Origin of the sequence: Sphingomonas anseongensis (genome assembly GCF_023516495.1) — a bacterium.
In the GTDB taxonomy this organism is placed as follows: domain Bacteria; phylum Pseudomonadota; class Alphaproteobacteria; order Sphingomonadales; family Sphingomonadaceae; genus Sphingomicrobium; species Sphingomicrobium anseongensis.
On the sequence record NZ_JAMGBC010000001.1, the window covers coordinates 1985943 to 1998901 of the forward strand.

Below are 12959 nucleotides of genomic sequence, written 5' to 3' on the forward strand. Positions count from 1 at the left end.
GAGCGATGTTTCAAGGGTCGATGGCATTGTGGCTTGCGGGCAGCTCGCTTGCGGCGCTGGGGACTGCGGCGCAGGCCCAGGACACTGTAGCTCAGCCGGCGGCAACCGCTGCGGCCGAGCAGGCGGCGCAGGCGGCGCAATCGGAACCGACCGGCAGCCAGGACATCATCGTGACTGCGCAGAAGCGCGCGCAGGTGTTGCTCGACGTGCCCCAGTCGATAACGGTCGTCAGCGGCAAGACGCTTGAGGCCCAGCACGCCAACAGCTTCGAGGATTATCTCAAGCTCGTTCCCGGCCTTCAGCTCAACCAGGACACGCCCGGCGCCGGCCGCCTCATCCTTCGCGGAGTCAACACCGGGGGCGTCGCTTCCACGGTCGGTGTCTATGTCGACGAAACACCGTTCGGCTCGAGCAGCGGACTGGTCAATGGCGCCGTCCTTGCCGGCGATTTCGACACCTTCGACGTAAACCGGATCGAAGTGCTTCGCGGGCCGCAGGGCACGCTCTACGGCGCGAGCTCGCTCAGCGGCGTGCTTCGCTTCGTCACCAATGCACCCTCCACCGACCGCTTGCAGGTACGCGGCCGAGCGAGCCTTGAGGACGTCGCGGGCGGAGACCTCGGCTGGTCGACCAACCTGATGGTCAACGCGCCTATCACCGACAATGTCGCCTTCCGCGCGTCGGGCTATTACCGCAAGAACCCCGGCTTCATCGACTCGATCGGCACTGCCGGAACCGACATCGTCGGCTTCACGCACACGTCCGACGTCCAGGAGGACATCAACGATTCCGCCAGTTATGGCGGCCGAGCCTCGCTGCTGTTCACGCCCAGCGACCGAGCATCGATTCGCCTCACGGCAATCAGCCAGGACATTAAGGTTGACGCGCCGACGATCGTAGAAGCGGACCCCGTGACACTTGAGCCGCTGCACGGCCTGTCGCAGTCGCAGTTCGTCCCGCAGAAGTCCGACGTCGCTTACCGTATCTACAACGCGACCGGTGAGTTCGATCTCGGCTTTGCTGACCTGACGTCTTCGACGAGCTACGGCACGCAGAAGCAGACGCTCCGCATCGACCTGACCTTCCCGATCAGCGGGTTCATTCAGCTTCCCTTCGCGTTCGGCGGCCTGAATCTTCCGGACAATGAGTTCATCGAAGGCCAGCACACCAACGACAAGAAGTTCACCCAGGAGGTCCGGCTCAGCGACCAGACTCGCATCGTCGACTGGCTGGTCGGCGCCTATTACACCGACGAGGACGGCCTGATTGCTCAGGATTTCGTCGCGCTGCAGCCAGGGACTCTGACGCCGCTCGATCTACCGCCGATCTTCGATCTCATCGGCGGCCTCGGATTCGCCCAGATCGTTTCGAACTACAAGGAACTGGCGGGCTTTGCCGACGCTACATTCCACATCGCTCCGCAGTTCGATCTCGAACTCGGCGGCCGCTACAGCCACAACAAGCAGAAGGCCCACCAGGTCACCGGCGGCGCTCTCGCCGGCGCCAGCGACTTCGTCGTTCGGTCTTCCGAAGATGTGTTCACATGGTCGGTCGCGCCCAAGTACAAGGTCAACGATCACACCACGCTCTATGCGCGTGTCGCCAAGGGCTTCCGTCCAGGCGGCCCGAACGTGCTTCCGCCGGGCGCCCCGCAGGAGTTCGCAACTTACGACTCCGACTCCATCATCAACTATGAAGCGGGCATAAAGGCCGAGTCAGCCGATCATCGGTTCAGCGTCGACGCGGCGGTCTTCCACATCGATTGGGACAATATCCAGCTGCTGGCGAACGACGCTGCGAGCGGCTTCAGCTTCAACTCGAATGGCGGCAAGGCAAAGAGCGACGGCGTCGAGGTGACTCTGGCGGCCCGACCGATACGCGGTCTCGAGCTATCGGCCAACGCGGCCTACACCAACGCCAGGTTGACCCAAGACACTCCGGCGGACACCGCTGGCAGGATTCCTGCGAAGAAGGGCGACCAGCTTCCGTTCACGCCCAAGTTTACGACGGCCTTGAACGCAGATTACCAATGGGGCGTGGGCGGCAATGCAGTGGCGCATTTCGGCGGATCGTGGCGCCACGTGTCGGGACAGACTGCCGGTTACGATGCGGTGTTCCGTCAGACGTTCGGCCACCAGCGCCACGTCGATGCCTATGACGTCTTCGATCTCGCCGCCGGCGTCGACTTCGGCCGCTTCGACGTCCAGGCATTCGTGAAGAATCTCGGGAACAGTCACGGCGTGACTTCGACGACTGGGACGACGGTCTTTGGTGTCTTCTCAATCTTCCCGGGTGGAGCGATCGGAACTGGTATAATCACTCCGCGGACTGCCGGCGTTTCGGTCGGATTCGACTTCTAAAAAGGGGCTTCACGATGGCATGGATGAAGTGGGCGCTTGCAGCGATCGCGGCGCTGGCGATTCCCGTGGCGGCGCAGTCGCCGACGCAGCTGCAGCCGGCTCGGTCCAACACAGCCGTTCTTCCAGTCCAGACTCCGACGACGACGGCGGCTCCGTCGGCCGCGCCGGAGCTCAACCGGGCCGACCTCGACGCGTGGCTCGACGGCTACATGCCCTATGCGCTGAAGGCCGCGGGAATCCCCGGTGCGGTCGTCGTCGTGGTGAAGGACGGCCAGCCGCTGACGATGCGCGGCTTCGGCTATTCCGACGTAAAGGCACGCAAGGCGGTCGATCCGGAAAACACTTTGTTCCGCCCCGGCTCGGTGTCGAAGCTGCTCACCTGGACTGCCGTCATGCAGCAGGTCCAGGCCGGCAAGCTCGACCTCGACAAGGACATCAACACCTACCTGGATTTCAAGATTCCGGCGAAGGACGGAAAGCCCGTCACTCTCCGCAACTTGATGACGCACACGGGCGGGTTCGCCGAGACGGTCAAATGGCTGATCCTGTACGGCAAGAAGCAGCCCGTCTCGCTTCGCACCGCGCTGACCCGCCAGGTTCCCGACCGAATCTATGGACCGGGTGAAATACCGGCCTATTCCAACTATGGCGCGTCTCTCGCCGGCTACATTGTCGAGCGCGTGTCCGGTGAGCCCTTCGACCAATATATCGAGCGGCACATCCTGGCGCCCGCCGGAATGAACCACTCCAGCTTCCGGCAGCCGCTTCCCGCCAATCTCGATGGCCTGATGTCGAAGGCCTACAAGCCGGGAACCGACGAGCCGCAGCCCTTTGAGGTGATCGCCTTGTCCCCGGCCGGCGCATTGTCCGCCTCGGGCGCCGACATGGGCCGGTTCATGATCGCCCATCTCAACAACAAGCTTCTCGATCCCGCGACCGCGAAGCTGATGTATGCGGAGGCCAACAAGCCATTCTCCGGGCTTCCGGCAATGGCGCTCGGTTTCTACCACGAGGACCGCAACGGGCTGACGATCGTCGGCCACGGCGGCGACACGGTCTTCTTCCATTCGGATCTGCACCTGATCCCGGAGAAGAACGTCGGGCTGTACATCTCGATGAACAGTGTCGGGAAGAACGGCTCGGCGCACGCGCTTCGCGAGCAGCTGCTGCACGAATTCACCGACCGCTATTATCCGGCCCCGCAGCGCATGCTGGCCACCGCTCCCACGGCGAAGGAGCATGGCGCGGCTATGTCCGGCCATTATGTCAGCAGCCGGGCTGGCGGCTTCAACTGGTTCCGGGCGATCGCGCTGATCGGCCAGACCACCGTTGCGGTCGACAAGGACAATTACCTGGTCGCCTCGTCCATCACTGATCCTTCGGGAACGCCGCGTAAATGGCGCGAAGTCGGCCCCTGGCTGTGGCAGGAAGTGAACGGCAGCGATTTCCTGCAGGCGATCCCGAACGGCAAGGGCGGCGTGAAGATGTTCTCGATCACGCCTTACGCGCCGATCATCGAATTCGTGCCCGCACCCGCATCGCTTAATGCCGGCTGGATCCTTCCGGTCGCGGGCATCGCCCTGCTCGTGCTCCTGATCGCTGCGATCGGCTGGCCGGTCGTCCGGGCCGTGCGCTGGCGTTACGGCTACAAGTCGGATCTCGCCGGACGCCCGCTCCTCCTCCACCGGCTGACCCGGGCGACGGCGTGGGTGTTCGTCGCCGTGCTGGTCGGCTGGTTCGCGATCATGATGATGCTTCAGAGCGACCTATCGGCGCTCGACGAGGGTCTCGATATCTGGATGCGGCTGCTACAGCTGCTCCTCGTCGTCGCCATCGTCGGTACGGCGGTCTCGGTCTGGAATGCCTGGACCGTCGCGACGGCTCCAGGGAGGCACCGGTTCGCGACCGTCTGGGCGATCCTGATCGCGCTTGCGGCGGTCTTCGTCGCCTGGCTCTGCCTCGATCTCGGGCTCCTGACGACCTCGCTGAACTACTGATCCGATGACCAGGGCCGGCACTTCCGACGATGCGGGCGTGCCGGCCCGGACCCTGTTCGGCCACCCACCCGGGCTGACCGTTCTCTTCCTCACCCAGATGTGGGCCGAATTCTCCTTCTTCGGCCTGCAGGCGCTGCTGGTCTATTACATGACCAAGCACCTGGGCCTGTCGCAGGCCCAGTCATCGGTGATCTACGGAACTTACGGCGCAGCCGCCTTCTTCAGCCCCTTCTTCGGCGGCCTGATCGCCGACCGCTGGCTCGGCCGCACCGTGAGCGTCATCATCGGCGGAGTGATGATGATGTTCGGCCATTTCGCGATGGCTTTCGAATCCTTGCTGTTCCCCGCGCTGGCGCTGGTCGCCCTCGGCAACGGGCTCTTCATCCCGCCGCTCGCGACGCAGGTCGGCAGCCTCTATGGCGACCGCGATCCCCGCAAGGCCTATGCGTACAGCGCCTATTACATGGGCATCAACCTCGGCGGGCTTCTGGCGCCGCTGGTGTGCGGGACTTTGGGAGAGCTGTACGGCTGGCACTGGGGCTTTGCGGCGGCCGGGATCGGTATGGGCATCGGCCTCGTCGTCTATCTGTCGTCGCTGCGGTGGCTCCCGCCCGAACCTGACCGGAAACACAGCTCGACGACCCGCTCGATCGGCGGCACGCGCATCGATGCCGCCAAGCTCAAGACCCTGTTCCTGCTGGTGGCGATGGTCGTCCTGTTCCGCGTCGGGTACGAACAGAGCGGCAACGTCATCGCCTTGTGGGTCGGCGACCGGACCGACCGCTCGATTGCTCTGTTCGGTTCTAGCGCGATGATTCCCGCGACCTGGTTCCAGTCGATCAATCCGCTGCTCATCATCCTTCTCACGCCCGTGCTGATCCGCTTCTGGCGTTCGCGTGGCGTGGCGGAGACCGTTCCCAACCTGCTTCGGCGGATGAGCGTCGGCTGCGTGCTTGCCGGCATGGCGATGGCGGTGATGGTGGTTGCGGCCTCGGTCAGCGGGCCGGAAGGAGCCCGGGTAAGCGCCTGGTGGACGATCGGCTATTTCGTCCTTCTCACGCTCGGCGAGCTGCTCGTCATCCCCGTTGGCCTGACTCTGGTCGAGACCCTGTCGCCGGCGGCCTTTGCGGCGACGGCGATGGGCGCCTGGTACATCGCCAAGTTCCTCGGAAGCCTGCTGGCCGGTTTCATGGGCGCCTATTGGCTGACGATCCCGCCCAGCGCCTTCTTCGCGCTTGGAATGGTTTCGCCATTCATCGCGGCGGCGAGCCTCTACCTGATGGCGTCGAGGCGCTCCGCACAATCCTAGCCTCAGCTTTGGGCGGAGCCGACAGCCTTAGGGGATAATCCAGCCAACGACCGCCAGCACTGCGGCCAGGACTGCGACGCCGAAGGCCGCCACCAGGACCTGCGTTACTAACTCGGCTGGAGCTGCATTCGAAGCTCGCGTGCCATCGAGCCGTTGCAGCAGCGGGCCTCGAAGCTTTGCCCAGATTGCAACGGACGCTGCCAACAGGAGCGCGGAGAGGAATGCCAAAATCTGGGCTGTCTCAGACATTGCAGGTCACCTTCACGCGACCGTTGGTCCGGTTGGACCGACATAGGAATTTCATGGTCAATCTCCTGCGAGCGAGAGCATGGATTGTCTCTCTGTCACAGGGCGCTCGGATGCGATCTCAGGTGATAATCCTATGTAGCAGTTCGATTATGAATGAACCGTGAGGTCGATCGTGCGCCGATTGCAACGGCGCAGGAGTTTTGTTGCGGGCGGATGAACGCCGCAACTGCGGGTATTTCTGATCGTTCAACCTTCAATGCACGCGGGTTTACCGTCGCTCTGCGGCCCGCGCCCAGCCTCCGTAACTTGAGCGGCCTCAGGAGGATCAACATGAAAAGTCTCATCTTAATTGCGGGAGCGGCGGCGTTCGCGCTTGCAACGCCCTCGCTCGCAAAGCCGGGCCAGGGCCATGGCAACCAGGGCAACCAGGGCAAGGCCCACAGCTCCAAGGTTCACGGCAAGGCGCATTCGAGCGCTCACGGTCGGCACGTCGTTACGAGCCGGCACGGACGCCTCTATGCGCTCGACGCCCGGGGGCGCTGCCCTCCGGGACTGGCGAAGAAGCACAATGGCTGCATGCCGCCGGGACAGGCGAAGAAGATCTACAACGTCGGGCAGCACTACAACCGCAATTTCGGATACCGGTGGACGTACGATCGGATCCCCTACGATTTGCGCTCGCGCTACACGTTCGACCGAAACGATCGTTTTTATTACCGCGACGGCTACCTCTATCAGGTCGACCCGCGCACGATGCTGGTCGAGCAGGTCGTCAGCGCGCTCCTGCGTTAGTCACTCGCCAATTGTTAGAGCCGGCCCGCTTCCTTCCGGGAGGGGGCCGGTTCTCGGATGTGACCGCAAGCCGTCATAGCTGATAAGCTTCACTGACGATTGGCGCCCTCCGCAACCAATGACCGTCCGGCCCGTTAGGGATACATCACCATGACATTTGGGCATTGGTGCTGGAGAGACGTGGCATGCTCCCCGCTCGTGGAGCGCTGGAATGCATGCACTCATCATCGAAGACGAAAGCTTGATCGCCATGGCGATAGAGGACGCACTGCGCGGTTGCGGCTTTACTTCGTTCGATTTTGCCGCTTCGGCGGATGAGGCGGTCGAGGCGGCCGAGCGCAGGTGTCCGGACCTGATTACCGCAGACGTCGAACTAAGGTCGGGCTGCGGGATCGCGACGGTTCAATCCATCTGTTCCGAACAACCGATACCTGTCATCTTCATTACGGGGAGCCCGGGTGAGGTCAGGATCAGGATGCCCGGGCATGCAATGGTCGAGAAGCCATTCAGCGCCGATCACATAATGGATGCTACCAGGCTCACATTGGACAGCAGAAATGGTTGAGATCATGCCGCTACCGAACGAGACCGTGACAAGCCTCGCCATGGCGCTCGTTGAGTCGTCGAAGGCTCCGCTGCTCCTGCTCGACGACGATCTCGTCGTCATAGGTGCCAGCGCCTCGTTCTGTAACACGTTCAATCTCGATCCAGCGACCATCGCCAACCGCCGACTGGCCGATGTCGGTGCCGGTGAATGGGACGTTCCCCAACTCAACTCACTTCTCCGGGCGACGATCGCCGGAGCAGCGGAAATTGACGCCTATGAGATGGACCTCGTTCGTGAAGGCAAGGCGACCTGCCGTCTCATTTTGAGCGCTCACAAACTCGATTACTTCGACACGGAGAAGGTGCGCGTTGTGCTTGCCGCAACGGACGTGACGCCCGCACGCCTGGCGGAGAAGCAAAAGGACGACCTCGTTCGAGAGAAGCAGGTTCTGCTTCAGGAGCTCCAGCACCGCGTCGCGAACAGCTTGCAGATCATCGCAAGCGTATTGATGCAAAGTGCGAAGCGCGTTCAGTCCGAGGAAACCCGTCTCCATCTTCACGACGCCCACAGCCGGGTCATGTCGATTGCGATGCTTCAAAAGCAGCTGGCGGTGACGCAGCTGAAATCCGTTGAACTACGGACCTATTTCGCGGACCTGTGCCGAAGCATTTCGGCTTCCATGATAGCCGATCCGGAACGGCTTACTCTCGAGACGATCGTGGACAACACAACCACGAACTCTGCCGTGTCGGTCAGCATGGGCCTGATCGTTACAGAACTGGTCATTAACGCGATCAAGCATGCCTTCCCGGATCATGTCGCCGGGGGCAAGATCACCGTGTCTTTTGCGGCAGACGACGGCGCGTGGCTGCTCTCCGTCTCGGACAATGGAACGGGGATGCCAGTTGGCAAGAAGCGGGCAAAAGCGGGTCTTGGCACGGGACTTGTCGAGGCTTTGTCGAGACAACTGGACGCGAGCGTGACCGTGGTTGACGCCAAACCGGGCACTCGCGTCGAGGTTCGGCACGGGCAAGCCTGATCTGTAACAAACGACGGTTCGCAAAAGTCGGCGGTGGGCCCCTGGTGGATGGTGCGGCTCTGCCACCCACGCTAGAAACTGGGCGTATTATCGAGCGCCCAATTTGCCGCCCACAACATTAGTGCGGCAATCGCTGCAATAACCACGGCAATTACCATGAGCAGGACGACGTGACCTGTTTCGACAAGATAAGCCGCACCGGCGATGGCCAACGCCGCAACCAACGTTGCTTTCAGCCACCCGGTACTTCGGCGGCCCGCGGAGCCAAGGCCCGCTTCGACCGTCGCGTGCGTGCTAGGGGGATGATCGCTTTGCAACAGCGCCGCGCTGACGGATGCTGCGGCCAATGGCTCAACGAACTCACAACCGAAAAAACGGCCATGGCGCCACGCTATTCGTGCATGCGTGAGATCCGCATGAGGGAGCTTCACCTGGACCAGGTCGTCGGGCAGTTTCGCCGACGTTTCGAACAGGAGTCCCCTCGTGGAGATGTCGTGGATTCGCGCGTCCGACCCGTGGTCGCCCACGACGGCACCAAGGGTCAATTGCATGCGAGGAGTACGACGGCGGTCTTCGGGAGCATCACTGAGGGGTTCCACACGGGCAAGAACTGGCATTGAATTCCCTGTAATCGCGAGTGCCGAGCAGGCGGGCCATATCCGGCCATAAGTTAACTTTCGATAACATGCGATGGAGAGTCAATGCGGTCGGCTGTTGGCGCTTCCACATTCACTCATTCGCCTCGGATGCGCCAACTTGTTGAGCCAAGGGAGCAAGCGTAGAGGAACGGCATGTCCAGCTATGCAGATCGTCTCGCGGCCCTCCGCGAGCAGTTGAAGACGGACCGCCTCGACGGCTTCGTCGTCCCCCTCACCGACGAGCATATGAGCGAATATGTCGGAAGCTACGCGCAAAGGCTCGCGTGGCTGACCGGATTCCAGGGCTCGGCCGGATCCGCCGTCGTCCTTCCCGAGGAGGCGGCGATCTTCGTCGACGGCCGCTACACGCTCCAGGTTCGAAGCCAGGTCGACGGCAAGCACTGGAGCTATCAGTCGGTGCCCGAGACCAGCGTTACCGACTGGCTGAAGGACCATGCCGCCAAGGGCGCGCGCATAGGCTACGATCCGTGGCTTCACACCGGCGACTGGGTGAAGAAGGCGAAGGAGTCTCTCGCCAGCCGAGGCGCCGAGCTTGTCGCGGTCGGCGAGAACCCGATCGACAAGATCTGGCGCGAGCGGCCCGAGCCGTCGAAGGCGCGCCTCGTCGTCCAGCCGGACGAATATGCGGGCAAGGGCGCCGCCGAAAAGCGCACCGACATCGCCGAATGGCTGGAAAAGCATCAGGCCGACGCCGCGGTTCTCTCCGCTCTCGATTCGATCGCCTGGGCGTTCAACGTTCGTGGCCAGGACGTCACCCACACTCCGGTCGCCCTGGCTTATGCGGTCGTCAATTCGGACGGCACGGCAGACCTGTTCGTCGCCGGCGAGAAGGTCGGCCCGGACGTTCGCCAGCACCTGGGCAACGGAGTGCGCCTCCACGAGCGCGACGAGTTCGAAAGCGCCCTGTCGCAATTTTCCGGCAAGACCGTCGCGGTCGATCCCGAGCGCGCGGTGTCCGCGATCTTCGACGGGCTTGAAAAGGCTGGAGCCAAGATCATCCCGCTTCGCGACCCTACGGTGCTTCCGAAGGCGCTGAAGAACGCGGTCGAGATTGCCGGGCAGAAATCGGCGCAGGCGCGCGACGGAGCGGTCATCGCGCGCTTTTTGAAGTGGATCGACGAGGAGGCGCCGGGCGGCGACGTCGACGAGCTCAAGGCTTCGGACCATCTCGAGGCGCTCCGCCGCGAAAATCCCGAGCTTCGCGACCTGTCGTTCGATTCGATCTCGGGCGCCGGGCCGAACGGCGCGATCGTCCATTACAAGTCGAGCGAGAAGACCAATCGCAAGCTCGAGACCGGGACTCTCTACCTGATCGATTCCGGCGGCCAGTATGTCGACGGAACCACTGACATCACCCGTACCGTCCCGATCGGCGAGCCGACCGACGAAATGCGGGACCGGTTCACACGGGTTTTGAAGGGCCACATCGCGGTTGCCACGGCGGTCTTCCCCAAGGGAACCCGCGGCACCCAGATCGACAGCTTCGCCCGCCGTCCGCTGTGGGACGCGGGGCTCGATTACGCGCACGGCACCGGCCACGGGGTCGGAAGCTTCCTCGCGGTCCACGAAGGCCCGCAGCGAATCGCTCCGGTGACCAGCTCGCAGAGCGGTGGCGACGAGCCGCTGGCGGCGGGAATGATCGTCTCCAACGAGCCCGGCTATTACAAGACGGGCGAGTACGGCATCCGGATCGAGAATTTGGTGCTGGTCGTCGACAAGCAGATCGAGGGCGCGGAGAAGGAGATGCTCGGTTTCGAGACCCTGACCTTCGCCCCCATCGACCGGCGTTTGGTCGTCAAGGACATGCTGAGCCCGCAGGAGCTCGACTGGCTGAACGATTATCACAGCCAGGTCGTCGAAAAGATCGGGCCGAACCTCAGTGGCGCCGATCGCGAGTGGCTCGAGGAGGCCTGCGCGCCGATCTAGGAGATGCCCTCATGGCGCATTCGCTGTTCAGCCATCCGATCCACCTTGGCCCCGGCGCCACGGCCGTCGCCGAGCCCGAATTCACCGGGATGGAATGGTACGATTCCTATCAGGAGCGCCACGCGGATGACGGGCCGGAGGGCCGACTCGTTTCGCTCTACCGTTTCGACAAGAGCTGGGAGAGCTGGGAGGTTCACCCTGCGGGACATGAGGTCGTCTGCTGCATCGAAGGGTCGATGACTCTCCACCAGCAGCTCACCGGCGGAGGAGAGAAGTCCATTCACCTCGGTCCTGGGGATTATGCGATCAACCCGCCGGGGACATGGCACACGGCCGATTGCGAGGGCTCAGTCGTCGCGCTCTTCATCACCGCCGGGTGGGGGACGGAGAATCGGCCCCGGTGATTGGCGCGCATGAGTTTTGCGCCGCTTGAGGTTCTCCCGGAGCGCTTTGGCGAGCCTCTCCTCGCGCGACTTGTCCTGCTTTGCCATCGCCTTACATTGGTCGGCGAGCGTCGTGGCGGCAAGGGCGGGTTGACGGCCTTGAGCCGCTTGGCCATAGCCGCGCCTCTCTCCGGAACAGTGCTGCCGTAGCTCAGTGGTAGAGCGCATCCTTGGTAAGGCTGAGGTCGTGAGTTCAATCCTCACCGGCAGCACCATTTCCGCCTGCAGGGCATCCGGGGGATGCCCGAAGCCGGAAATTATCCCGACGTGACCGACGCTCCCTCCTTCGACATCGAAGCGGCCGACGCCGGCACCGGCGTGACCATCGCCGTCCGCGCCTTCGGCCAGACCCGAATTTACGCCCTCCAGGGGACCGACCAGGCGGACTTCGCCGGCTTTTACGCCGAGCTTGCCCGCGATTTCGGAACCCGGCCGCTCGTCAAGACTCCGAAGCTTCCGCCCGACGCTCCGGAGCCGCCCTGGCAACCGCTGCTGACGGAGAATATCTCCGAGCAAATCCTCGCCGGCTATGGCGATCCCGCGGCTCTGAAAACCGACGACGGCTATGTCCTCGTCGCGACGTCAAACGACGCTCCGGACGCGTTCCCGATCCTGCGGTCGAACGACCTGGCCAGCTGGACCCACGAAGGCTTCGTCTTCCCGCAAGGGCAAACGCCCGAGTGGACCGCGGCGGGGCTCAAGGTTGGCGATTTCTGGGCGCCGGAGATGACGAGGGTCGGGGATGAATATTGGCTGGTCTACACCGCCCGCGACAAGGCGCATCTGCTCGGGATCGGCCTAGCCAAGGCGAAGTATCCCGCTGGGCCGTGGACCGACCTTGGACGGCCGCTCCTCACCGGCGGGAATATCGACGGGCACATCTTCGTTGAGGGCGACGACCGCTACCTGTTCTGGAAGGAAGACCGCAACGGCATATGGCCGCGCAAGCTGGCGGCTTTCCTGCGCGATCGTCCCGAGCTCATCAACGACATCTACGATACGGAAATGGACCGCCTGACTGCGCGCTTCGCCGCTGCGGTGGTCGCCTGGGCCGGGACCCGCCGCTCGATCGAGCGCTTCTTCCTGATGCAGCCCTTCATCGCGGCCTCGGTCGAAGCCTGGCCGAAGCTTCGCGCCTGCCTCCAACGCTGCGGAGGCGCCGAGGAGATACTCGCCGCGACGCAGACTCCGATCCTCGCCCAGCGGCTCAGGCACGACGGCTCGTCCTTCGTCGGAAGCCCGGTGACCATCATCGCCAATGACCTGGATTGGGAAGGCCACCTGGTCGAGGGGCCGTTCGTCTGGAAACAGGATCGCCGCTACTTCCTTTTCTACGCCGCCAACGACTTCACCGACCCGGCCTATGGAATCGGCGTCGCGGTCGCCGACGACCCGCTCGGTCCCTATCGCAAGCACCAGAAGGCGCTCCTGAGTTCGTCGCGCAACTGGACCGCGCCGGGCCATCCCTCGATCGCCGAGGGTCCGGACGGCACTCCGCACATTTTCTTCCACGCCTTCTTCCCGGGCACGGGCGGCTACAACGTGTTCCGGGCACTCCTGACAGCGCGCCTCAGGTTCGACGGCGACCAGGTGTCGATTTTCTGACCTTGCCATTGCTCCGGCCTTGGGCTTGAGCGC

General features: G+C 63.3%; 11 protein-coding genes and 1 tRNA gene. 10 read left to right on the plus strand and 2 right to left on the minus strand.

What is annotated here, in order from left to right:
- The first annotated feature begins 20 nt into the window (after positions 1-20).
- From LZ519_RS10255 to LZ519_RS10265, 3 genes are read left to right on the plus strand one after another with little or no spacing between them, the layout of a single operon-like run.
- The gene (locus tag LZ519_RS10255; RefSeq protein ID WP_249868573.1) at positions 21-2360 is read left to right on the plus strand and encodes a TonB-dependent receptor; all 2340 of its coding nucleotides are present in this window, start codon (positions 21-23) and stop codon (positions 2358-2360) included.
- Between the two features lie 14 nt (positions 2361-2374).
- Entirely contained in the window at positions 2375-4357 is a 1983-nt protein-coding gene (locus LZ519_RS10260; protein ID WP_249868574.1) for a serine hydrolase domain-containing protein, read from the plus strand.
- A 4-nt stretch (positions 4358-4361) separates the two neighbouring features.
- A complete protein-coding gene (locus LZ519_RS10265; protein WP_249868575.1) occupies positions 4362-5666 on the plus strand; it encodes a peptide MFS transporter in 1305 nt (434 codons plus the stop codon).
- A gap of 27 nt (positions 5667-5693) precedes the next feature.
- Here the strand turns inward: LZ519_RS10265 and LZ519_RS10270 are convergent, their stop codons facing one another.
- Positions 5694-5915, minus strand: a complete 222-nt coding sequence (locus LZ519_RS10270) for a hypothetical protein (RefSeq protein WP_249868576.1) — start codon at positions 5913-5915, stop codon at positions 5694-5696.
- 330 nt (positions 5916-6245) lie between these two features.
- Here LZ519_RS10270 and LZ519_RS10275 point away from each other — a divergent pair, with 330 nt between their 5' ends.
- From LZ519_RS10275 to LZ519_RS10285, 3 genes are all read left to right on the plus strand, one after another.
- Complete coding sequence (locus LZ519_RS10275) at positions 6246-6707, plus strand: hypothetical protein (protein ID WP_249868577.1); 462 nt, start codon at positions 6246-6248, stop codon at positions 6705-6707.
- Positions 6708-6918: 211 nt separating this feature from the next.
- The gene (locus LZ519_RS10280; protein WP_249868578.1) at positions 6919-7272 is read left to right on the plus strand and encodes a response regulator; all 354 of its coding nucleotides are present in this window, start codon (positions 6919-6921) and stop codon (positions 7270-7272) included.
- Entirely contained in the window at positions 7265-8293 is a 1029-nt protein-coding gene (locus LZ519_RS10285; RefSeq protein WP_249868579.1) for a sensor histidine kinase, read from the plus strand. The genes LZ519_RS10280 and LZ519_RS10285 overlap by 8 nt, the downstream gene beginning before the upstream one ends.
- Before the next feature lie 71 nt (positions 8294-8364).
- Here LZ519_RS10285 and LZ519_RS10290 read toward each other — a convergent pair whose 3' ends face one another.
- Positions 8365-8910 carry a PilZ domain-containing protein gene (locus LZ519_RS10290; RefSeq protein ID WP_249868580.1) on the minus strand — a complete coding sequence of 182 codons (546 nt, stop codon included), beginning with the start codon at positions 8908-8910 and terminating at the stop codon, positions 8365-8367.
- A gap of 174 nt (positions 8911-9084) precedes the next feature.
- Here LZ519_RS10290 and LZ519_RS10295 point away from each other — a divergent pair, with 174 nt between their 5' ends.
- The 4 genes from LZ519_RS10295 (at position 9085) to LZ519_RS10310 (ending at position 12926) form a co-directional block, all read left to right on the plus strand.
- Positions 9085-10878 carry an aminopeptidase P family protein gene (locus LZ519_RS10295; RefSeq protein ID WP_249868581.1) on the plus strand — a complete coding sequence of 598 codons (1794 nt, stop codon included), beginning with the start codon at positions 9085-9087 and terminating at the stop codon, positions 10876-10878.
- 11 nt (positions 10879-10889) lie between these two features.
- Positions 10890-11282 (plus strand): cupin domain-containing protein, encoded by a 393-nt coding sequence (locus tag LZ519_RS10300; protein WP_249868582.1) that lies wholly within the window; start codon positions 10890-10892, stop codon positions 11280-11282.
- Between the two features lie 179 nt (positions 11283-11461).
- A tRNA-Thr gene (locus tag LZ519_RS10305) sits at positions 11462-11536 on the plus strand.
- A 25-nt stretch (positions 11537-11561) separates the two neighbouring features.
- On the plus strand, positions 11562-12926 hold the full coding sequence (locus LZ519_RS10310; protein WP_249868583.1) for a glycoside hydrolase family 43 protein: 1365 nt from the start codon (positions 11562-11564) through the stop codon (positions 12924-12926).
- The last annotated feature ends 33 nt before the right edge of the window (positions 12927-12959 follow it).